The organism is Thermococcus chitonophagus, from assembly GCF_002214605.1.
Taxonomy (GTDB): Archaea; Methanobacteriota_B; Thermococci; order Thermococcales; family Thermococcaceae; genus Pyrococcus; species Pyrococcus chitonophagus.
The window spans coordinates 1,636,619-1,658,330 of the sequence record NZ_CP015193.1; the positions used below are offsets into that span (position 1 = coordinate 1,636,619).

A 21,712-nucleotide genomic window follows, 5' to 3' on the forward strand; every position below is an offset into this window, starting at 1 on the left:
CTATAGTATTTCTCCCTCTTCAACGTGCTCTCTTAATAGTCCAAGCTCTGGACTGTACTCAAGTTCCACCACTATTATATGCTTCCCTGGGCCCCTAGAGCTAAGGTGGTGGAACTGCTCCCTCTGGCTCATGAAGAGCCATAATGGTACTGGAACGAGGTACCTATATACTTCAATTCCAAGGCCTTTATCCAGCAACTCCTGAACTTTACCCTGATAGACGCTAGGAACAGCCTCAAAGCCCTCAAACATCTCATAAAATCTTTCCTCACTTTCGCCGATCTGCATTGGCTTAACGCTCTCAAAGACTTCCTCGGCCATTCCCCTATACTTTTCTATTTTCTTTCTGAGCTCCCTTGCAACTCCTCTGTAGGCATCACTAACCAGTTTAGGAACTTTTGACTCCCACAAGACTTCATCATCAAGAGATTCTAGGATCTTAACCGTCCTTTGAACTACTGAGTACGGTTTGTACACCTTTTTATCTCCTTCTGAACCCCTTGTTAAGACGTAAACGTCCACGGGCTTTCCAAATCCTCTCCTGTTAACTCTCCCAAACCTCTGAATTAGAGCATCCAGAGGAGCAGGCTCGGTAACTATCGTCGCGAAGCTGACGTCGAGGGAAACCTCTACAACCTGAGTAGCAACCACAGCATCGAACTCGTTCATGTGCTCAATGACTAGTCTCTCCTTTTCCTCCCTGTCCCCGTGAGTGAATCTGCTGTGGAGGAGGAGAACCCTAAGACCCAGGTTCTTGAGCTTAGTATATGTTTCAATGGCCCTGTCAACGGTGTTGCACGCTACGAGAACCGGCTTTGGGAGCTTGTCTATTATCTCCTCAATCCTGTCCATACTCCCATCAATGATCCTGATTCTATGCCTAGTGAACTTATCTGCTTCTTCAGGCGGCACTTTCACTTCTCCAGGATGTATGGTTTCCTTTATCAGTTCCTCAAGAAAATCTGGAAGGGTTGCAGTCATTACCAGCGCCTTCGCTTTGAGACCATCAAGCTGACCAAGGATAGCCAAAATGATTCCGAATACGTTTGGCTCATGCGCATGTATCTCGTCGAATATCAGCAAGGAGCCCGTAAGTTCCGTCTTCAGCATCTCGTGGAATCCAACTCCAAAGAACGCCTTCATTACTTGGAAGGGAGTTGTCACCTTCAGTGGTGTGTAGATCTTCCTGTAGAGGGAGCTGAGCCTTCTGTATTCCAAGGCAGAAGAGTAAAGGTAGAAGGAATAGGAGCTGTGGAGAACCCCAATAAGGCTTGGATCGTGGAAGATAGAAAGCAACCTACGGTGCATGGCATTTATGCTAGCCTTGTAGGGTAGGATGTAGAATATCCTGCTCGTTATCTTTTTCTTCCTCTTAATGGAATTTCTATCAGCCCACAGCAATGCAGCTTCGGTCTTTCCGTAGCCCGTTGGAGCCCTCAAAAGCAAGTTTCCCTCGGCGTTCCAGGCCTCCCTCTGCACTGGCCTGAGGTATTCCTGAGGCAGGAAAGCAAAGAGTCTGTCCTCAATGCTTGGAAGGAGGAGAATGCCGGTCTCACCGGCGGAAGCCAAGTGATCGCACGCGTTGACTAGGCCCTTCAGGAGAGTCATGAGCGTTCTTTCTCTCCCGAGGTTCTCCTCATACCAATCAATTAGTTTCTGAAAATTAAAGTCAGTAAGCCTCTCAAGCCAGTTCTCAGGGAGCTTAAGCCTTCCAAACCTTTTCCCGAAGAAGTATTCCTCTAGAGCCTCAACCTTTGGGAGAAAGTGATTCTCAATATATTCCTCGAAATTTTCAAGCTCCTGAACCTTGTCTTCAAAGTCCATAAAGGGAGGTGTATCTGGAATCCTAGGGAGGTAAGGGTCTATCTCCTTTAAGAATTTGTGGTGGGTCAGTATTGCTAGGGCTATAAGGTTTCTCCCCCTCTCATCTATGCTTAGGAACTGAACGAAGGGAACCGAGAGTATTTCATGCCTATAGCTCCACTTCCTTGGGCCGTCTTGAAAACCCGAACACTTCCCAACGTCGTGCAGGACTAAGGAGTAAAAGGCAAGCTCAAACACTTCATCTGGCAACCATGTAAAGTTCTCCTTAATGCTCTTGAGGACATTTACAGCATCTCCCACGTGGCACTCTAGGAACTCGTGGGGATTGAACTTTGCATAGCAGGGCTTCATTTGCTCCACCTGTGGAGATAAACTCCACTATCAAGATCAGGATCGTAAAAAGCCTTTGCAGTTTGCCGCTTTCTTTCGGCCCTTGTCCTGGGGTAGGGGAGGATAATGAATGGCTTGACTAATCTGGCTTTTCTCGGAGTTGAGGTGTAGTCAAACTCCACCACGAGAGCATGCACTATCCCAGGAATCCCGAGCTCCACGGGCACAACTGTTCCGCCTAAGACGGCTTCTTTTTCTTCAAGGTCAACTCTCCTTATTTCCTCGACGGTTGCTATATCGCTCGACCTGCCCATAAGGAGCTGATACCTAGGCTTCCTGAAGATCTTCTCCCACTCATCGGGGAGATAAAGGTAGAGCTCGGCGTTGTAGTGGAACTCTCTCCTTATTATGTCTGTTTCAACCTTGCCCAATGCATAGATTCTTTCAAGATCTACCCCAATTCCCTCACTCCTGAATACATAGCCCATATATGGCAGACCGGTGAGGTAGATAGGCTCCCCTTTAGCAGCCGAAAGTATTCCCTGTATTGTAGAGGGCGGAGGGACGGGCAGTATGGGTTGGTACCCTGATTGAAAAGTGGGAAATCTAAATGAGGCAGTCCACGCCTTAAGCTTCACTCTTATCATGCCCTCACCCGTAGTAGTCCTCAACTTCCTTAGCAAAGTCCTCTACAGCCTTTTTGACAGTTCCTACTGAAACCATGATCTCTGCTCCCTCTAGGATGTTCCTAATCTCCTCGACATTCCAGCCCAGAGACTTGACGAATCCCTTATCATAGCCGAGGTAGAGTTTAGCCCCCTCAGGAATTAAGTCTCCGATGTCAGCAAGCCTTGATGCTAAGGCTCCTGCATCAACCTTCACTTCTCCACCTTCCTCGAACACTACATTGCTTATGAATGGATTTATGCCAGCGTCAATGTTGAGTAAAAGAACGAACTTAGGAGTTACGTCTGTGTGGTACTGAGTCTGCTTCGCTCCCCCAGTAAGTAAGTGCAGGGCCTTAATTGCATCGGTGGCACGCTTTTTTCTGATGTCTGGAGGCATTAACCACTCTTTTTCAGTCTTTTGGACACCAAGTTCTTTAGCGAGCCTCTCCATTTCCTTTATTTCTTCTGCTATCTCCTCAGTCCCCTTCTTTGGATTACCCTTTTTGTCCTTGGGGATATCATCCCAAGTTAACAAGTTCTTAAACCCAGCCTTGCTTATCAACGTGAACCTGCCTACGGACTCTAAATCTAGGGAGAATGCTCCCTTGAAAATCGTAGAGTAGAATTCTTGACTATATGGAACAGGATCACCTTCATGTCTCGAGGCGTATCCCTCATCCACCGTTAAAGAGCTCCTATCAGGCAGAACTGAAATTAAAGGAGTGTTCTTAAGCGGAGAAATTCTAGTAACGCTAACGTTTATTCCTCCCTTTTTAAAAGCCCTCATGTATCCAAAGACGTCGTCATCAGGGTACTTCAATGGATTTGCAGCTGTGAATACCTGCTTCTGCTCTCTAAAGAGAGGGGAAAGCTCCCATTTGAAGTACTCCTTAAGGGTAAAGCGCCACCAGTAGCGCCAAGCCTGTGGAGATACATAGGGATATCTCCTTCCACCTCTTCTGAGGGTCTTTACTCTGGTGACGTTTCTGTCCGGGAGGCTTTCGTCTATCCCTAGCATGTTCAGGGCGGATGCTGGAGCATCTATCAAAACCAAACCAGTAGCAAACCTCATTTCTCCTCAACCCTCTCTTCCTCTTTAACTTTCATAAGCCTATCATGGAGCTTTTCATAAATCCTAAACAAGATCAAATGCTTAACGGTTCTCCAAGAAACATTTAGATCTTCGCCATAGCTGGTTAGTAAGGTGGCAAACTCATCAAAAGTTACCAAGGCGTTGGGAACGCCAAACTCTTGCCTGTCCTTCTCTACCCTAATGAAGAAGGCCTCAAACTGGTAGAGCTTCTCTGCTCTTTCAAGCTCCCTAACCCTTCTAGCGAGCTTGTTGTCCGGCAGTTTTTCAAGAGTCTCCACTATCCTGTCGGCAACATCCCTAACAAACTTCAAAGCTTCTTTCTCCAAACCCAACACCTCCAGACAATAAAACTCCAAAAGCCTCCAGCTTGAATTCACATCTCTGTTTTGCGGGTTTATGAAGTAAGGAAGAATGGACTCGTTTTCAATTAACCTCCTATAGACTTCGTTCCTGCATTCCCTGATAACCTCAGCTTCATCTCTTCTTTTGACACATCCCCTTGCCCAGCCCATGTTAACAATTTTCTTAAACTCAGGGCCAGCAAATGCTATAACTCTCAGCACAGGATTTGGGATGTATATTATGTCTATCTCTTGTCCCTGATTGTTGCTTACAAAGTAGTACAGGGTTATGGATACACCTTCGAGTTTGCCAAGCTCTATATCTCTTCCGATTTCTATAAGCTTTTCAAACAGGAAGTTCTCGGGCCTCCTAAATCCTCTGGCATTTGAAGCAAGCTGATTTTTTCTGACGTCGTTTAGGGCCTCCTAATGGAACTTGAGCATCAGATCTGGAGGATTTGTGTGGATTATCAAAAGTCTCCGCATTCTGTAGACAATTAGGGGCATAAATTGGGCCAAGAACAGGCAGTGTGAGCAGATATTCGCTCCATCCTTGGCCGAGGGGAAGTAATTGGGCACGCCACCAGTACCGACAAGAGGAAAGTCAGAGCGGTATACGGGCCTTGAGCGCGCATGTCTTCTCCCACATATTTCGCATATAGGCGCCGACTTGTCTTCTTGTTCCTTTAGCAGGGAGAACAAGTTTTCCTTAATCCTTTCTGGCGTTCTACTTTTAGACATGCTGGGATTGGCCATTAAAATGCCGCTGTTTGGGAGAATCATTGCATGAATATGGCCAGAGCTCCACTCCTTTCTTGCATATAGGTCGGAGGCAAATCCCACAGCCTTTTCAATGTCTTCTTCTGTTAAATCCTCAGGTTCAGATTTCTTGGTGATTAAAAGGAGAGCAACAAGACCTGCATCGACGAAAGGATGTCCTGTCCATTCAAAAGTACATCCTTTGTTGGGTTTCACATTCAAAAACTCATCTAGGGTCTTCGTTATTCACACCCCCTCGAGCTTTAATCTACCATATCCTAGGGAGGTTTTTGCCCCGACCCCAAGCCCCTGCAACGCTTGGGTTAGAAGCCCAAACGCTACCTTGACAAGGTTTTCTGTGGATTCATCCCTGGGAGCAACTGCTACGGCAAATCTAACACCCCTCGGAACCGTGAGAAAGAACAGCGGACGGGGATCTTGCCAGTCTCCTGGGGGCTCATTTCCTTGGTAGTAATTGGGATAGTGGGGGTTCATTATGTCAAGCTCAAGAGCAGGCTTTTCTTTTAAGGATTCAGGCAGAGGCAACGCGTCAAAGAACACAACGCTACCCTGGGTTTCGGTTGTTCCGAATATTTCTCTAACGAGTTTAACGGCTTCTGAAAGCTTAGAGACTCTAAATACATTGGACAACGACTCATCTTCCAAATTAGTTGATACCAATTTCTTATAGAATTCTTCATCGCGCCCATCTAAGGCCCTCTGCACTTTTTCAGCCAGGGTGTAAAAATCTACATTACTATACACTTCTTCCTTCTTGAGGAGATCTGCAAGTATGTAGATGGACCAGAGCCTGCTAACTCCTTTTAAAGCAGACCCTGGGATATAAGGAACTCCATAATTCCTCAGGAGCCTTATACTTGTTTCATATATGCTTTCGTCTCCCAAACCAACGACGAGCCTTGATTCCGTCTCAAAAATTTCCGGAGTTTTAGGGGAAATACGATTGCATAATAGTTCAACCCATTTGTCAAAAAATTTTTCATACGGAGCTAGCTCGTCTTTTGATAGTTTTACCGAATAGCTAAGCTGAATATCCTTTAGTTTCCCCTGTATGGCATTTTCGAAGAACTTAACAACATCTTGCCTCCCAGGGTCCCTCTCTACCTCTAGAAACTCCTTATCAAGAAGGAAAATGCTCAATCGCCTAAGACCGCCACTAGACATTACGACATCATTGAATCTTGTCAGAACTTCGGGAAAGAGAATATAGGGTGGATATTTGTTCAGGTAAAGGGAGAGGTTTAAGGATCTAGCTTTCACTGCCTCCCTAAGGACCTCTCTGAGCATTTTACTCCCCCTCCAGCATGGCGTCCGCAAATCTAACCATCCACTTCAAAAGCTCAAGAACCTCTCTAGTTGCTTGGATAAGCACTAAAGAGTCAGCATCTTTAGTAAACCACTCCAAAAAGTCCTTATTCTCTGGAATTATATCTCTCTTCCAAAGCCATTTTTGAATTGATGCATAGAGGATTAAGTAAGCGGTAGTTGATGGATTAAGTAGGAATGACTTAACTCTATTTGCCGAATTCATGACTTTTTTCTTTAACTGTTCGAGTTCTTTTTCTGCTTTTTTCTTTTCTTCTTCACTCTTTCCGTGCTCCATAATCCACTTTAGTTCGTCTTTTACCGATTCATGCTCCTTTTTTGCATTTAGGAAGTCATTAGCTAGTCTAGGTATTTTGAAAGGTCTTTCCTCTGCTTTTGATGCAAAAAATGCCATTGTCTGTCCCAAACCATTTGTCAGTACAAGGACAGGAGCCTTTGAGATATAAGAGGACATCTTCTCTTCAAGCTCCTTTCCAAACTTTTCGGGGTCGATATCCTGTCCTTTGACAGCTAAAAACTCTTTATAGAACTCATTATAGTTGGAGCTAGAGCCAGAATCTGGGGATATAAATTCTACAAGGGTTCTGAGGAGTTTTTCCCTCTCCATGTTCTTCAACGTTGCTATCATCTCTACGACTCCAAAGGCAAAGTCGGCCCTTTTCTGCTCAAGGGTTTTCATGTTCATCTATACTCACCTCCGGAAAGGCTACAGAAACTTTTACAAAGCCCTTTCCAACAGTTTCGTCCCCTCCAATCTGGAGGAATGCAGAATTGAAGGTAGTCTGCAGTATCTTCGCGATCTTTCCGGCTGGATTGTCACCATTTAGACAATCAGGCAATTCATTTTTCTTAACCTTGGGGTTATTAACGGCTACTAACGAGTACATTACCGTATCTGCTGGCAGAAACTCTTCATACCATAGGCCACCTTTCTCAACGGTGCCAGTTTTGGCATTTATTCTAATCCTTGCGACGATTTCAGTAGTCAGCAACACAAAATTACGGAAAATTTCATCTGGTACTATAGCCAAACGCTTTCTCAAGTCTTCTTCCGTTAATAACCCAGGGAACAGCCCTTTGAGTTGATCAAACAGGGTTTCAAAGTCAATTTTAATTTCTGTATTAACATTATGTAGTTCTATATCCTCTAACACTGCGACATTCTCTGGAAGACGAAGCTCACTTCCCAAAATAAAAGCTGGAATTTTGTCATCAGATTGTGAATTGACAGACATCTCAAATGAACTTTCAATATCCCTTACAATTTTTTCAAGAGCTTGGAGCTCAGAATCATCTTCTCTAGTTGCAAACTTGAGATCTTCGACTAACCTCCTCAGAACCATGGGACATGTTACATACGCAAAAACACCCTTAAGGCTCCTGACGGGGAACAGCAACACTCTTGCATCTCCAACGCTTACTGCCCCCGCATGCTCACTTGCCGCAGTGGTTGCCGGCCCGAATATTATTTCAGTGAGTGGTGGATCTCGCGAGTTCTTTTCTACATCCTCCTTGTATCTCTCAAGATTTTTCCTCTGTGCCTCATCCATGCTCCCGGATTCTTTGTCGCTCATGCCCAAGATATATTTCTCTGCTGAGGTTTTCCAGTCGCCACACTCACTATTTAACTCCCCTAGAAGCTCTTTCCTCCTGAACTCGCTCCTTAGAACACCCTTAAGACTCTGGCCCCAGATAGTTGGGAAGCCGGTGTGGCGCTCCCTCTGAATTGGCAGATCAACAACACTAAGCTCTGCCCCACTTCCTGCGTGGATTGGTGTTAAACCATAGAAACCGAAAAAGAGGAAGGTTTCATTCATCGGCATTCACCCCCAAACTTCCTTGAAAGAGCAAGGTTACATAAATCCACAACTATATTCTCTTTACTTGGGGGATACCGCACAAATAGGGTGTTGTTTCCAAGCTTTAACTCTACAACGTTCATTTCAAGCCCAGAATGAGCGATAAAGTTTCTAGGCTTTATGCAATTCTTATCATTGTTATTTTGGCATATGCGATTATGGGGATTCCACCCCGTATCAAGTTTACTTCTAGGCTCCCATGTAGGGCCGGATTTATTATTTAGATTCCTCAGTTTCTTTACTTCATATCTGACCCTCTCGCCTATTGCCGGTATTTTTTCAAAAATCCTTGCTATTTTATCAATTTCATCTATTGTCAATTCTTCCTTGGGTAACGTTATTCCATTCAGCTCTGGTGAGTCTTTTGCTCTCTTTACTGCATAGTAAAGCAGGGCCAAACCAGATAAACGTTCATCCAATTCCAACCCCCGGCTTATTATTACACGTCTATTTTCAGTTCCATTTTCAGTTTCAACTTTAGTAGTGTCTTCATAGGACTCAAGGATGTCTCTTATTTTTCCGAAAATCTGATCCTTGGAGGGGAAAAATTTTGCAAAGGCTAACGGGAAGCCATTGGCAAGGGCACTTATAAACGCATCCCAACGCTGGTTATTAACTTTGAAGTACATTGGAGAAGGCAGTATCTCTGAATCCTCAATTACATGGATTTGTAAAGCTCCCCCCGCCTTTGGATAAGGCTCCGCGTTCACAACGGTAAGCTTAACACGTCCGAAGTATGCTCCTATTGTCGACAGCTCCCTAACAGCTCTGTATGTCAACACGGGCATGAAATTAAGTCCATGAGTTAGATCCAGTATTATCTCCAAGTTAGTGGAAGGCAACAGTTCAGCAAGCTTAGCCATTATAAAGTGGTAATAGTCAGTGGCATGTCCATTCTCAACTGTTACCCTGACTTCAATTGACTGTTGAGAAGTAGCCTTTGTTACTTTGGCTTTGAAATCCCCTATCCCGGGGGCAACTATTGTTTTAATTTTTCCAGTATCAAGGAACTCACGAAGTGCGTCTCTCACGTACCCAGGAGCCTTTGTCGTACTTTCATTACATAGTTCCTCAACATACCGCCAAATCCTGTTTTCAACATTTTCTATGACTTTTTCATAAGACCCAACGTCTTCAAATCTGCCGTCCTCATCAGGATACGGCCAAATTTCACTACAATTATTGATGTTATCTTTACACCCAATATAATTCACCAGTGTGTCGAGGGCAATTATTATTACTAAATCCGGATTATAAGCAGCCACAAGCACAGGTAAAGTGCTCCTAGTTTTTACTTCATCCTTTAGCCCACTTATATAGTATGCTGTTTCTTTCCACCCAAATGGATTTCCCCAGGTAGTAATCAAAACTCTTTCAAACTTTTCCCCTTCCATTCTACCACACCCCCACAAACGCCAATCCGTAGCCTAACTTCGTTAAACTTCCAATCTTTATCCAAGGAAAATCTCCTTCGAAGTCACCTTCAACAAAATATACGGAACCAGCAGGAACGAGATAACGAGTGGCTTTAGGTTTTCTACTCTTCATATCCCAACCACTTACTGGGATTGGTTTGCCAACTATCTGGGCAACTACTTTTACATTGGTGTCAGTAGGAATCGCATGATATTTCGAATCCTCTTCAAAAATGGCGGGTGTTGCTAAATACAGCTTAAATCTGCCACTCTTCTGTATTTTTGGCTTAACTTTCTTTTTCCAGAACTCGGTAAGTTCTCGAATCTTTTTCTCCCCTTCAAAAATGTACCGAGCAAATCTCCCTTCCCCTCCAAGCTTAAGGGTTCCTTCTTGGCCGAGATATTTATAGAGAACTGCCGAATCCCTTACCCAAGCTACTAGCTCAACATCCTCCCTCAACCGGAGCATTTCGACTCGGTAGAAAAGCCCCTTCCTCACGACTTTAGATGATGTAAGCCTAATGCCAATCCTGTTTTCCCTAACATAAAGCCTGCTCTCATGTATCACTGTGTTCTTAAGTTCGGATTTCGGTAAGGTTCCTGCCAAGTATTCTTTTAGAGCTTCAAAGGGTATATATCCTGACATTGGCTCGAAATGAATGTTTTGGCCCGAGAATATATGTTTCCCCTCGACTCCTGGTAATTTAAGGGGCATGGGCTTAACGGTGAATGTATTTCCATCTTTATCCTTTACGATATCAAAAGGAACAGGAAAGTAGTAATCCTTAGGAACCTTAGAGAAGAAAAGTCCAAGGAGTTCGAAGCCTGGCTCCTCACTGTCCTCCTTTCCATTGTTCCAGATCAAGTTTTTAAGTTCATTTTTAGCTTTATTATTGCTTTCAGCCTCATACTTCAAGAATAGCTTTGATCTTATAGCTCCCGCTACCGTCTGGGGAAGGGGTAGCGTAGTTCTTGCTAGATGGTGATCGGTATCAAAAGGCTTTGGCTCCCTAAACATCAAAACATCATGAGGTTTTATCTTGAGTATCATTCTACATCACCAGCCTGAGCCTCAACTAAGATCTTGAGAAAGTTAACAAATCCTCTTAGTTGCTCTTTTACAATTTCTCCATACAGCCTCTCCGCATCCTCCCTGCTCTCAAGACCAAGAGCTTCAAGAAGAGCCCCGACGGTAAGTCTTCCCTCCGCTATTAGCTTGTTTATCTTCTTGATGTCTTCTTCGCCGAGAGATTGAAGCTGAACTCTGAAATGCCTCAGGACATCCATTATCTCTTCCGAAAGGTCTCTCTTTAAGTGCCTAATGCTCTCTCGCTTCAGAAACGCTTTTATAGCCTTAGCATTTGGCGGCAGATTATCTAATTCCTGGGATATGTGATACAGGAACCTCTTTGAGGCAACGCCCTGGGCAAACTGCTTGGAAATAGAGAGAACCTTTGACACTCCCTCCCATCCGACGGTAGCTTCATAGTAAGTTCCACTCCTCTTCAGCCAACCAACTGTCAGTGCATTCCTACCGAGGGACTTGGCTTTGCTTTCTAGTGCCCTGACTCTATCCAAGGCATCGTACAACGGATGTTTATAGTGAGCTATAAGCAGCCCTCCGCTTAGACTTCTCCCGGGGAGAAGTGTCCATCCATCCCAAGATTTTGAGAATATCTTTGCCAGTTCCAAAGCCGTTGAAATAGCAGTATCTACGGGGAGTAACGATAGGATGTCATCTCCACCTGCATATATCAACTCTCCCCTGCTGCTTTCAACGATTTTTGGAACGTACTCAACTGAAAAATTCCTAAGGGAGCGGCTTATTGCGGCATGAACGGAAGGCGTTAGTAGCCTTTTTACGCTCTTTGCCTTCTCACGTACGCTGTCGCTAACGTGAGCAAGAACCCTTGGACGGAGGTAGTAGTCAACGGTCTTCATGTCATCCCCCATTAGAAGGGATCCCATCCTGTCTCCATCCATCATTAAGAGAGCGTAATACTTAGCTGGCTTTCCAATTTTGGTGTAGAGGTCTGATAGTGCTTTTTCAAGGTTACTCAAAGCAGACCCAAGGCCACTGCAAGATTTCCCAATCCCAAACCCCAACGTCTTAAGGAATGCCTCTTCATCCCGGAGGTTTTCTGTATATAGAATTTCAACGTCAAACAAATCCTCATAGTCTTTGAGATCAAGGCATTCTTTGACTTTCTCGAGTGCGTCTTTTATTGCCCTTTTAGCGTTCTCAATAGCAACCCTGAGATTATCTTCAAAGTCTTTGGGTATGTTATCATTCCGCCTTGGGTCTAAATACATAGCTATATCTGCCCATGTTGGATATCCAGCGTTACTTCCTTTTCTCATGGCAACCTCGCTTACGCTCTTAATAGTGGGAACAGCCCGTTTCCAGTGGGAGTTAAGACTTCTCAGATATTTGGGATACAGCCTCTTGACTAGACACACAGGACACAGATGCTCGTTTTCCTTAATTAAGTGGGGTATTTTCATGTGGATCTTGTTCCATAGCTTCTTCATTACCCTGTAATCTTCACCACCTATTGCAAGATGCTCACCACAGAGTGTACACTTCCACCCACTGTCTTCTCTGGTTTTCTCGAATTTAGAGGATTCGATGGCATTCAACTCGACCAGAACCTCATAGTACAATGAATAGAGGTCAAAAGGCCTCGCAACATTTTCACTAACCTCAATTGAACCTAGAAAATTCAGCCAATCAAGGTACTTCTTCTCAATTTTCTCTGGAAGGTTGAGGGACTCAACAAATTCCTTAAGCCTATTGTAGGACTCTTTTTTGTCTCTTTCCTCCTTAGGGATGCTCATGTTTATGGGAACTGCCGTTACAGTGATAGAGAAGTGACTGAGTAGAATTTTCCCAAGTTTTGAATTTCTGAGATCCGATAGATATTCATATTCATTTTTACTTAGATTCTTAAGGGATTCAAGGCATTTTAAAGCTCTTTCAAGTCTATCCTTTTCATTCTCATCTTTGACGTTATTGAGTTCGTGCTTGGCATAGTTAATAGCTTCTTCAAGAATATCATCTCTCAGGGTTTCAGACAATGCAAAGCCAAGCATTTTTATAAGTTCGCTGTGGATACTCTCCTTGATATCCTCTTTTATATTATTAACGTCCTCCCAGGATACCAGAGCGAGGAACTTATTCGGAAGGCTTGCTATCTTCAGTAAATCTAGCAACTTTTCATCTGCATACTCATCCAAACCTTCCTGAACGAGGTAGGCTTCAAAGAAGGGATTTTCCCTTAAATGGGGGTAGATTATGGCATCAGGCCCATAACGTTTAATTATACCCTCAATGGCTTTGAGTGTCAGGAAAGCAAGCATGTGGCTACCGGCCCAAAGATCCCGCTCTTTCCTTGCATTTTTGATAAAGCCCTGAACTGGAGATATCTTGAAGAGCAATAGAGCGGGAGTTCCTTTCTCCATGGCTCCATATATTGCCGACGTGACATCTGCATGGTCAAATAGTGTATGATCAGGAGCAAGTGAGTAAGCAGGTAAATTAATGAATTCTTCGGCAAATTCCTTACCGAACTCCTCCTCTAATTTCATCTTGAGCACGCGTTTGTACCAGGCCCAAATTCGCAGGTAATCTCTGTAATAATTACCTTCAACAAGCACTGAAAACGCTGATTCTTCTTGCGGCAATATCTTATTTTCCAATATATCGTTAAATTTATCGTCGTAGCTGTTTAGTTTAGCATTAGAAGCAGTAGTTTTATCTAGAGGCTCCGAAGAAGGAAGGACAGATCTTATGGTACAAAATTCCCTGGGTTCCCCAGTTATTGGGTGTCTGAATATGGGATCTCCAACATAAATGTATTTACTTCCGTCATATATCTTGTAAAATTGAGAACTAAGGATCTTATTATCTTTTGACTTTTCTAGGTCGATGCGCTGAAGTGAGGAAGCATAGACATCCGAATAGTGAATCTCTGGTATGGATTCGAGGTCATCAAAAATCTGGTAAATCAATTTACCACTTTTCTGGTCTTTCATACATTTCTCATGGTACTTCCACCTAAATTTCTTGCAGGCCTTTTTTATGTTTAATTGGATGGGTGAATCTGCATAGTACCACAGGTGTTGTGGAAGTATGGAGAACCTTCTCTGGATGTGATCCAATATTTTAATAACTTTATCAGGAGGATCGTGTAGAAAAGCCCGAATCTTATTCTTCCAGAATTCGCTTTTCATTTTTATTCCCCTCCATGAAATATTTTCTGTGCTTTAATGTTGGATAAAAACCGGTCAATGAGCTCCCACCTGACATCTTTTTTGTTCAGAGAAAACGGACATGTTTTAAAGACAGAAAACCTTACATAGGGGGTTTCACCCAAATAAACAACGCCTACTTTCATGGGGGATGCGCGTCTACCCTTGAGCCCACACTTGGGTCTTGGTAAACCAAATATCTCGTCTTGATATATCTTTTTAGTTTTAAATTCCTTCTCAAAAGCGCCAAGTAAACTTTTAGGAGAATCTAAGGTTTCGTGTTCGGAATAACATACCTCCCTTACAATTTTTCGGATATCTGACGAGTCATCTGGCCATAACCATAAAGAAAAACATTTAAAGGATGAATAGGGAGGACATGAAATTCCACACTCCCACTTCCTCTTAGGATTGTCCTTCCTCTGGAACTTTTTAATTGTATTCATAAACTCATCTAGCAATGTCTTCACGACATTTTCAAACTGATTTGGACCACATGGAAGCAATGAGAATGGCAATTTTACTGAATTGCTTTCTATGCCCAAAATTTTAATACTACCTGTCCCCCTGTTACTCCTAAACCCGATACCACCTAAAAATGACATTGCAACAAATGACAATGTCGAAAGATACAATGCGTGGAAGTCATAACTTAGAAGAGTAACACTAAATGTACTCTTCTCTTTTATGCATCTCGCTAGGAGTCTTTTTCCATCCTTCCAAACCATCGGAATCGGAGCTTTTCCATATTTAATATTATTCTCATTGCTGTTAACTATTACCTTAACCCTACTTTTCCTTTCCGTACTCCCAAATACGTAAGATTCAGCCTTTTTTAATCCCTCAATGTCATTTCCAAAGTAGTTTCCAGCTAAGGCCCTAAACCACCACCGCATTGCCCCTTTAATAGACGCTGCCCTCAACTCCGCCTTCTTCTGGTCTGCTCCTCGGATAAACGCCGGAGTTATAAACTCTACTTCTAACTCCGCCCGATACACGTTTACCACCCTCGACTTTAACCATTCCAAAGCCGAGGGAGTTCTTTTCCCCAAAGCCAACTACATAGCCAACTTTAATCAGCTCGTCATCTCCATAGGCCTTGAAAACAAGGTGCCATGCCATCTGGTAAATTCCGGGTTTTATCCTAAACCTCTTGGGTTTTGCAACTATTATCTCAATATCAAAATCGTCCGGAGGCTTGTCGCCGTTAATCATGACGTACTTATCCTTGAGGTTCTCCTCTACTGCGGTGTAGAATTCCTCCTCCAGGGGGGACAGATCAACCCTCTTCCCATCTTTCACCGTCGTAACGGCAACTGGAGAGAGTGTTATGAATGTCAATCCGCTAAGCTTTTTTGGTTCCTTGAGCGTTTTAACTTCCTCAAGGTAGAACTTCTCACCCCACAGCTCTATCTCCGGATTCTTAAACAGGCCAGTAATAAAGGCCTCCGCGATTTCAGGGATGCAGGTTGAGAAGTAGAAGAACCCCCTCTTCCCGCCCAGGAAGTATGGCAGATCTCTCGGGTGGCTTCTTTTTTCAGCCATAAACAAGGAATAGGTAAATAGCTTCGGACCTTTGGTTTCGTGTAGGAATGTACTTAGCCTCGGGTTGGCTAGCTTTATTCTGTTATATATTAACCCTTGGAGGTAGTATTGATGGTTGTACGGGACTTTGAATTTCTCCCTTTCTGGTCTCAGTTTTATCAAGAACCTCATCATTATCACCTGATTGAAACTTACCCACTACTATTTGACGTCAGAACTTATAAACTTTATTTTAATTCCAATAAAACTTCGTAAACATAGACAATTAATACCTGTATATGGCGAACTTTTCCAAAATTAGAACGTCCAGTTTAGCTTCACGGAACGTTTTAATTGCATCATGAGGAGAGCAGACAATAGGCTCACCATGCATGTTGAATGATGTGTTGAGGACGGCACCAACTCCTGACTTCTTCTTGAACTCCCGAATTATTTTGTAGTACGCTGGAGATACATCTGATGTAACGCTCTGAGGCCTTGTCGTTCCGTCAACATGAACCACGGCTGGAGCTATCTCCTTGAACTCCTCGCTTGCAACGTAGCTCATGGTCATGAACCTGTTGGGCTCACCAGTAAGGTCGTCAATGTACCTAGGGAAGTCCTCCTCGAGTATCGAAGGTGCGAAAGGCTGGAACACATCCCTTCTCAGTGCAAGGTTTAGCTTATTCTTTACATCCGGATTCCTGGGGTCGGCTAAAATTGATCTATTTCCGAGGGCCCTTGGCCCGTACTCCATGCTCCCTTGAAACAGGCCCACGATTTTACCTTCAATGAGAGTGTCAGCGACGAAGGAAGGATCAACTTCCTCGTACTCAAGGCCGAGCTTCCCCAGGATCTCCTCAATGAATCCTTCAGAATAGGAGGGGCCAAGGTAAACGTGCTCCAGCTTAAAGGGCATCCATTTACCGTACAGTCTTTCCAATTGGGCCTTTACATACGCTGCAGCTCCAAAGGCCAGTCCAGCATCGTCCATCGCGGGAAAGACCCATATGTCCCCGAACATCCTCCTCAAAACCGCGTTGGCCTTGACGTTCTGGGCAACTCCACCGGCGTAACTAACCGGCAGTTTATAATCCTTCAGCTTAAAGCCGAGCTCCTCAACAAGCTTTTCAAGGTGAGCCTGGGCGCTCGCAGCTATTTCTATAGCTTTTCTTTCCAGTTCTCCATCCATTATTCCCTTCTTTAGATTAGAAGAGATTTCTTTAGCCCTCTCAAGAGGGAAGGAAAAGAATTCTGCCAACTTCTTTGTGGCTTCAACCCCGATTGCCTTTAAGTGGTTCTCAAAACTCAGGCCATTGAGCTCTATTATCGAGCTTAGCTCGTAGGTTGGCCTCCCGTAAGCGGCCAAGCTCATAACTTTCCCTTCGTGCCTCATGGGCTTAAAGCCAAGGAGCTCCGTTATGGAAGCGTAGAAGTCACCCAAAGAGTCTATGTAAGTGGATTGTGCTATCCTAATGAGCTCCCCATCTCTACCAATGCTCACCGTTGAGCTTAAGCCGTCACCAGCGGCATCTATCGTAAGAACAAGGGATTCTCTAAGGCCTGAAGAATAATAGGCAGAGGCTGCATGTGCTAGATGGTGCTCGACGAAGATTGTTTTTGCCTTAAAATCTCTTCCAAAGACTTTCTTAAGCTCAGCTTCAAGCTCGAAAAGCCTCTTCTGTCTCCTAAAAAGGCCAGCAACTGCTATTACATCAACATCCTTGGGACTAATTTGGGCCATTTCAAGAACTGTCTTTAGGCTTAACCTGGGGAAGCCCCTGTACTTCTTTACTCTGTTGAGCCTCTCCTCGTTAACCGCATAAATCTCATTATCTTTGAATAGAACTGCCCCCGCATCGTGACCATCGTGAATTCCAAGTATGATCATCAACAGAACAGAGAGCGGGAAAGAATTAAAAAGTTAAGCCTTGACCTGCCTGAGGAACCTTACTATTCTAGCCTCTTCCCTGAGGACCATTTCCTTTTCCCTTTTGACTATCCTCATGAGAGATGCATTTTTAAGTTTCTTCTGCTTCATCATCCTGGCGAGTCTTGCCTCCTCCAGTAGAAGGGCTTCCTTCCTTCTCCTGACAACCGTAAGCCTCTTGAGCAGTAGGTCTAGCTCCATATTATCACCTAAGTAAATGTTTGAGATGGGAAGATATAAAAGTATTTCGCCAAATGCAGAATTTAATATCGGCAATTGACGGAGGGATGGAGATGATAATAGCCGTGACGGGAACCCCGGGTGTTGGAAAGACTACCGTGGCGAAAAGGCTCGCCGAAATCCTTGGGTATGAGTACGTTGACCTAAAGGAATTTGCACTGAAAAAAGGCATAGGGGAGAAGAAGGGAGATGAGCTGGAAGTTGAAGTCGATGAGCTCGCATATCACGTTGAGAGGGATCTCAAAGGCCAGGATGTGGTTTTAGATGGACACCTAAGCCACTTGATGCCCGTAGATTTAGTTATCGTGCTTAGAGCACATCCAAAGCTCATCTGGGAGAGGCTTAAGGCCAGGGGGTATCCGGAGGAGAAAGTTAGAGAGAACGTTGAAGCCGAGCTCATAGATTTGATTTTAGTGGAGGCCGTAGACGAGCATGAAAATGTGATTGAGGTAGACACAACTGGCAAGGATCCTCAGGAAGTCGTTAATGAGATTTTAAACCTCATAAAATCTGGCACCAAGAGGAGAGTTGGCATAGTGGACTGGAGCAGGGTTTATGATGATGTCGTCCCTTATCTAAGGTTGAGTATGTAAAAGTTAATTAATTTTGAGAAAGTAAGTTTATAGGAAAAGGTGAAATGTAATGGAGTGGAGCTCCGAAGTGCTAACACTGTTATCTCCAGAATTGCTGATTGCAGAAGTCAAAGAGTTACTGCGGAGAATGGGCTTTAAAGAGTACGAGGAGGTATCAAATAGGAAGGAATGGGGCGTTGATATAATTGCCATACGGGAAGATCCTCTCGTCGGTTCAGAGAAGATTATGCTAAAAATTCATGATAAGGGTATGGCCCAAGCCAGAGACGTTAACGTATTCGGAGAAGCACTGAGAGAGTATAAAGCCGATAGAGGAATACTAATTTCAGTTAGGGGATTTACAAAGGATGCACGATTGCTGGTTGCTAGAGAGTACAAGGGGAGAATAATACTTTGGGACAGTGGAAAGCTGATATCACTATTCAAGAACTATGGAATTGAAGTCCCTAAGGATGTGGAGATTAAATATGAGGAAATGAAGAAAAAGAGAGAGGAGAAAAAAGAGATTTTAAAAACTGTTGAGCTTGATGCTCCACTTCTTCTAGAGTTCTCCCCGGAGAAGCTAATAAAGGATATCACTAGCCACATCTCAAAGAAGTATCCGATAGAGAATATCGAGGTAGAACATCTTGCCCTTAAGCTAAGGGTTGGCTATATAGTTTTCTGGAGCACAAACGGAACTAAAGACCGAGGCCTTGTTCTCTCTAAGGAGGACATTATAGTCAAAGGATCTGAGAACGAGCAATGGAAGACCCCAATAACTCGGGCCGCCCTAGACAGTAAAGCCGTGATAAGGGTAACAGAAAAAGAGATAGAGGTTCCCGTAACATCAAACGAGGCAATAATACTTTTCAAGGAAAAGGCCTCCAAGGAGTTGGGAATTTTCGAAAATGAGATAAAGATAGCCGACAAGAAGAAGGTCTACCTTCCAGTAGAGGCAAGGCTTAAAATTAGAACAGGAGAGAACTCGGGAGAAATACAGATAAACCTTCTAGACGGAACTATTGACGTGAATATACCTCCCTTGCCATTAGACACTCTCATAGAGAAGGCTAAGAAGATAGTGAAGGAAAGGACCCTCGAAGAAGCTGAGGAGATAAGTGTCAAGGAGAGACCTGGAAGAGTAAAGATAGTAGGAAGAACCAAGAGGTTTACATTCGAAGTCACACTAAATCCGTATACGGGAGAGATAATAAGCACTGAAACTTCTCTAACGGATGACGCCCTTCAAGAGATACTCGAAACCAGATACCCTACGGGGGAGATATTCTCAATAGAGAGAACGAACAAGAAAGCTATCGCTGACATACTGCTGGATGATAAAATTGTAATAGCAGAAGTTGACTTAACAAACGGGCAGCTGGAGGAGAAAGCTACTCTTATTCACCCAAAGAAAGCCTATAAGGTAGGAAAAGAAGTCGTTGAAGGTAACTTCCCCTTATCAAATCTAAAGATGGAGTCTTTCAGTATTCTTGAGCATAAATACATAGAGGTCGTGCTTAAAGAGGGAGATGGAAAGGCTAAAGTTAAGGTCGATGGTAAATCTGGTGATGTACTTGACTTCTTTATAGAGATCTCCAAGACCAAAGCTGAGGAAATAACAAAACAAAAGTTCCCCGACTTGAAAGTTGAGAGCATAGAGGAGAGGGAAAGCGAGTACATAATCCACGGAGAAATTGGCAATCATAAAGTTAAGGTGAAGGTCAGTAAAGATGGAAAGATTATCGAGGAAGTTGATAGGGTACTCAAGGAAGAGATAATACGAGAGCTCGCGACAAAATCGATACAAGAGCTTGATCCAGAGGCAAAGATAAAGACAGTTCAGCTTGAAGATAACTGGATAGTAACTTTCTCGGGACCCAGTAAAGTGGGAAGGATAGTCCTCCATAGATCTGACGGAAACATCATCGAGAAAGAGGTGAGATACACGGAGATAGAGATAGAGAAGATATACTACGATAGGTTGAAGAATCTCTATGGAGAGGAAGAGCTAAAGACGGAGTGGCTTACCCACCACAAGGACAAAGGCATAGTAACCTTAAAAGTTCTTGGAAAGGAGAAGGTGTACTACGCAAAGATCGACGTGAAGACTGGGAAAATAATAAGTGAAGATACTGCACCAATAAAAGGATTCATGGCAAAAATTAAGCAGATACAGCTTGAAGGAAAGTACAAGTGACTCCAAACCTTTAATAACCTCTCCTCTTCTTTATCTACATGGTGGTGTGAGATGGGCCTAGGATTGTGGGTGAGAACTGGGGTGTTAATGGCCTTTCTAACGGCATTATTGGTTGGAATTGGTTATTTGCTTGGCGGTCACGCCGGAATGATAATAGCCTTCACCCTGGCACTGTTCATGAACTTCATAAGCTACTGGTACAGCGATTCAATAGTCCTCGGCTGGTACAATGCTAGAATAGTGAGCGAGGAAGAAGCTCCAGAGCTACACAGGATAGTTGAAAAGCTCGCAATGCAGGCTGGAATTCCAAAGCCCAGGGTTGCGATAGTTCCAACGATGACGCCAAATGCCTTCGCAACGGGGAGGGATCCAAAGCATGCAGTGGTGGCGGTTACTGAAGGTCTACTGCAGATACTAAACAGGGATGAGCTTGAGGGTGTTATAGCCCACGAGATAAGCCACATAAAGAACAGAGACACCTTAATCCAGACGATAGCTGCCGTGATGGCTGGAGCGATAATGATCCTCGTTGACTTCGCAAGGTGGTCCCTCTGGTTCGGGGCCTATGACGAGGACAGGGATTCAGGAAACATAATAGGATTGATCTTGGCAATACTCCTAGCACCAATAGCGGCAATGCTCATCCAGCTGGCAATAAGCAGGTCAAGGGAGTATTTGGCAGATGAGACTGGGGCAAGGATAAGTGGGAAGCCTCATGCTCTAGCAAGTGCCCTGTTGAAGATAGAGCAGGCCATCCGCTACAGGCCTATGAGGGAAGGCAACCCTGCAACCGCGCACATGTTCATAGTGAACCCCTTCAGGGGAGTTGACTTCGCGGAGCTGTTCTCAACCCACCCACCTACAGAAAAGAGGATAGAGAGACTTAGGAAGATTGCCATGGAGATGGGTATAATATTCTGACTTCTCCTCCTTTTATTCAGATACACTTAAAAAGCCATCCCGCGGCTTGGAATAGGGGGACAATGAACGCTAAAATAATCCTAGCTGTAATCCTGGGGGGAGGACTGGGAGCTCTAGCTAGGTTCTTAATCTCCGGAATTCTTCCCGTGTACAGGGATTTTCCTGTTGGAACTTTGGCCGTTAACGCTCTGGCGAGCTTCTTCTTGGGATACCTTTATGGGCTACTGTTCTGGGGCTTTGATGTTTCAAGTGAACTCAGGGTCTTCCTGGGGACGGGCTTCTGCGGTGGGTTAAGCACGTTCTCGACTTTCTCTTACGAGACGTTCTCGCTTATGAGAGAAGGAGAATACCTTCTCGCCCTGCTCAATGTCTTGGCAAATGTTATAATCACGGTAGCGTTAGTATTTATGGGATTCCTGCTCGCAAGAAGGTGATGGT

Annotated in this window: 17 protein-coding genes and 1 pseudogene; 4 read left to right on the forward strand and 14 right to left on the reverse strand. The window is 44.1% G+C overall.

The window, feature by feature from the left end; all coding sequences use genetic code 11:
* From A3L04_RS09095 to A3L04_RS09160, 14 genes and pseudogenes are all read right to left on the reverse strand, one after another.
* On the reverse strand, nt 1-2,175 hold the full coding sequence (locus A3L04_RS09095) for a CRISPR-associated helicase/endonuclease Cas3 (RefSeq protein WP_068577395.1): 2,175 nt from the start codon (nt 2,173-2,175) through the stop codon (nt 1-3).
* Nucleotides 2,172-2,801, reverse strand: coding sequence for a type I-B CRISPR-associated protein Cas5b (gene cas5b, locus A3L04_RS09100; RefSeq protein WP_068577397.1), 630 nt, complete (start codon nt 2,799-2,801; stop codon nt 2,172-2,174). Before cas5b ends, A3L04_RS09095 begins: the two co-directional genes overlap by 4 nt.
* 4 nt (nt 2,802-2,805) lie before the next feature.
* Nucleotides 2,806-3,894, reverse strand: a complete 1,089-nt coding sequence (cas7i, locus tag A3L04_RS09105; protein WP_068577399.1) for a type I-B CRISPR-associated protein Cas7/Cst2/DevR — start codon at nt 3,892-3,894, stop codon at nt 2,806-2,808.
* Nucleotides 3,891-5,039 (reverse strand): annotated as a pseudogene (gene cas8a1 / locus A3L04_RS09110) (type I-B CRISPR-associated protein Cas8b1/Cst1). Before cas8a1 ends, cas7i begins: the two are co-directional and overlap by 4 nt.
* Before the next feature lie 222 nt (nt 5,040-5,261).
* A complete protein-coding gene (gene cmr6, locus A3L04_RS09115; RefSeq protein ID WP_068577402.1) occupies nt 5,262-6,323 on the reverse strand; it encodes a type III-B CRISPR module RAMP protein Cmr6 in 1,062 nt (353 codons plus the stop codon).
* A 1-nt stretch (nt 6,324) separates the two neighbouring features.
* On the reverse strand, nt 6,325-7,047 hold the full coding sequence (gene cmr5 / locus A3L04_RS09120) for a type III-B CRISPR module-associated protein Cmr5 (RefSeq protein ID WP_068577403.1): 723 nt from the start codon (nt 7,045-7,047) through the stop codon (nt 6,325-6,327).
* On the reverse strand, nt 7,028-8,179 hold the full coding sequence (gene cmr4 / locus A3L04_RS09125) for a type III-B CRISPR module RAMP protein Cmr4 (RefSeq protein WP_157092417.1): 1,152 nt from the start codon (nt 8,177-8,179) through the stop codon (nt 7,028-7,030). Before cmr4 ends, cmr5 begins: the two co-directional genes overlap by 20 nt.
* On the reverse strand, nt 8,176-9,615 hold the full coding sequence (gene csx1 / locus A3L04_RS09130) for a CRISPR-associated CARF protein Csx1 (protein WP_068577406.1): 1,440 nt from the start codon (nt 9,613-9,615) through the stop codon (nt 8,176-8,178). Before csx1 ends, cmr4 begins: the two co-directional genes overlap by 4 nt.
* 1 nt (nt 9,616) lies before the next feature.
* A complete protein-coding gene (gene cmr3, locus A3L04_RS09135; RefSeq protein ID WP_068577407.1) occupies nt 9,617-10,687 on the reverse strand; it encodes a type III-B CRISPR module-associated protein Cmr3 in 1,071 nt (356 codons plus the stop codon).
* The gene (cas10, locus tag A3L04_RS09140; protein WP_068577409.1) at nt 10,684-13,869 is read right to left on the reverse strand and encodes a type III-B CRISPR-associated protein Cas10/Cmr2; all 3,186 of its coding nucleotides are present in this window, start codon (nt 13,867-13,869) and stop codon (nt 10,684-10,686) included. Before cas10 ends, cmr3 begins: the two co-directional genes overlap by 4 nt.
* A gap of 2 nt (nt 13,870-13,871) precedes the next feature.
* The gene (gene cmr1, locus A3L04_RS09145) at nt 13,872-14,885 is read right to left on the reverse strand and encodes a type III-B CRISPR module RAMP protein Cmr1 (RefSeq protein ID WP_157895698.1); all 1,014 of its coding nucleotides are present in this window, start codon (nt 14,883-14,885) and stop codon (nt 13,872-13,874) included.
* Nucleotides 14,791-15,603 carry a CRISPR-associated endoribonuclease Cas6 gene (cas6, locus tag A3L04_RS09150; RefSeq protein WP_068577414.1) on the reverse strand — a complete coding sequence of 271 codons (813 nt, stop codon included), beginning with the start codon at nt 15,601-15,603 and terminating at the stop codon, nt 14,791-14,793. The genes cmr1 and cas6 overlap by 95 nt, the downstream gene beginning before the upstream one ends.
* 94 nt (nt 15,604-15,697) lie before the next feature.
* A complete protein-coding gene (locus tag A3L04_RS09155; protein WP_068577416.1) occupies nt 15,698-17,302 on the reverse strand; it encodes a carbamoyltransferase family protein in 1,605 nt (534 codons plus the stop codon).
* Between the two features lie 33 nt (nt 17,303-17,335).
* Nucleotides 17,336-17,542, reverse strand: a complete 207-nt coding sequence (locus A3L04_RS09160; protein WP_068577418.1) for a hypothetical protein — start codon at nt 17,540-17,542, stop codon at nt 17,336-17,338.
* 92 nt (nt 17,543-17,634) lie between these two features.
* On the opposite strand from A3L04_RS09160, the gene A3L04_RS09165 reads away from it, so the two are divergent.
* The 4 genes from A3L04_RS09165 to crcB all read left to right on the forward strand — a co-directional run bounded on the left by A3L04_RS09165 (nt 17,635) and on the right by crcB (nt 21,708).
* Nucleotides 17,635-18,174, forward strand: a complete 540-nt coding sequence (locus A3L04_RS09165; RefSeq protein WP_068577420.1) for an adenylate kinase family protein — start codon at nt 17,635-17,637, stop codon at nt 18,172-18,174.
* Nucleotides 18,175-18,223: 49 nt separating this feature from the next.
* Nucleotides 18,224-20,353 (forward strand): restriction endonuclease, encoded by a 2,130-nt coding sequence (locus A3L04_RS09170; protein WP_068577422.1) that lies wholly within the window; start codon nt 18,224-18,226, stop codon nt 20,351-20,353.
* A gap of 51 nt (nt 20,354-20,404) precedes the next feature.
* On the forward strand, nt 20,405-21,274 hold the full coding sequence (htpX, locus tag A3L04_RS09175) for a zinc metalloprotease HtpX (RefSeq protein ID WP_068577425.1): 870 nt from the start codon (nt 20,405-20,407) through the stop codon (nt 21,272-21,274).
* Nucleotides 21,275-21,336: 62 nt separating this feature from the next.
* A complete protein-coding gene (gene crcB, locus A3L04_RS09180) occupies nt 21,337-21,708 on the forward strand; it encodes a fluoride efflux transporter CrcB (protein WP_068577427.1) in 372 nt (123 codons plus the stop codon).
* Nucleotides 21,709-21,712: the final 4 nt, after the last annotated feature.

Bases quoted from the DNA above. Each gene is read 5' to 3' on its own strand.
- A3L04_RS09095 (WP_068577395.1), bottom strand. From the start codon at position 2,175: ATGAAGCCCTGCTATGCAAAGTTCAATCCCCACGAGTTCCTAGAGTGC.
- cas5b (WP_068577397.1), bottom strand. From the start codon at position 2,801: ATGATAAGAGTGAAGCTTAAGGCGTGGACTGCCTCATTTAGATTTCCC.
- cas7i (WP_068577399.1), bottom strand. From the start codon at position 3,894: ATGAGGTTTGCTACTGGTTTGGTTTTGATAGATGCTCCAGCATCCGCC.
- cmr6 (WP_068577402.1), bottom strand. From the start codon at position 6,323: ATGCTCAGAGAGGTCCTTAGGGAGGCAGTGAAAGCTAGATCCTTAAAC.
- cmr5 (WP_068577403.1), bottom strand. From the start codon at position 7,047: ATGAACATGAAAACCCTTGAGCAGAAAAGGGCCGACTTTGCCTTTGGA.
- cmr4 (WP_157092417.1), bottom strand. From the start codon at position 8,179: ATGAATGAAACCTTCCTCTTTTTCGGTTTCTATGGTTTAACACCAATC.
- csx1 (WP_068577406.1), bottom strand. From the start codon at position 9,615: ATGGAAGGGGAAAAGTTTGAAAGAGTTTTGATTACTACCTGGGGAAAT.
- cmr3 (WP_068577407.1), bottom strand. From the start codon at position 10,687: ATGATACTCAAGATAAAACCTCATGATGTTTTGATGTTTAGGGAGCCA.
- cas10 (WP_068577409.1), bottom strand. From the start codon at position 13,869: ATGAAAAGCGAATTCTGGAAGAATAAGATTCGGGCTTTTCTACACGAT.
- cas6 (WP_068577414.1), bottom strand. From the start codon at position 15,603: ATGAGGTTCTTGATAAAACTGAGACCAGAAAGGGAGAAATTCAAAGTC.
- A3L04_RS09155 (WP_068577416.1), bottom strand. From the start codon at position 17,302: ATGATCATACTTGGAATTCACGATGGTCACGATGCGGGGGCAGTTCTA.
- A3L04_RS09160 (WP_068577418.1), bottom strand. From the start codon at position 17,542: ATGGAGCTAGACCTACTGCTCAAGAGGCTTACGGTTGTCAGGAGAAGG.
- A3L04_RS09165 (WP_068577420.1), top strand. From the start codon at position 17,635: ATGATAATAGCCGTGACGGGAACCCCGGGTGTTGGAAAGACTACCGTG.
- A3L04_RS09170 (WP_068577422.1), top strand. From the start codon at position 18,224: ATGGAGTGGAGCTCCGAAGTGCTAACACTGTTATCTCCAGAATTGCTG.
- htpX (WP_068577425.1), top strand. From the start codon at position 20,405: ATGGGCCTAGGATTGTGGGTGAGAACTGGGGTGTTAATGGCCTTTCTA.
- crcB (WP_068577427.1), top strand. From the start codon at position 21,337: ATGAACGCTAAAATAATCCTAGCTGTAATCCTGGGGGGAGGACTGGGA.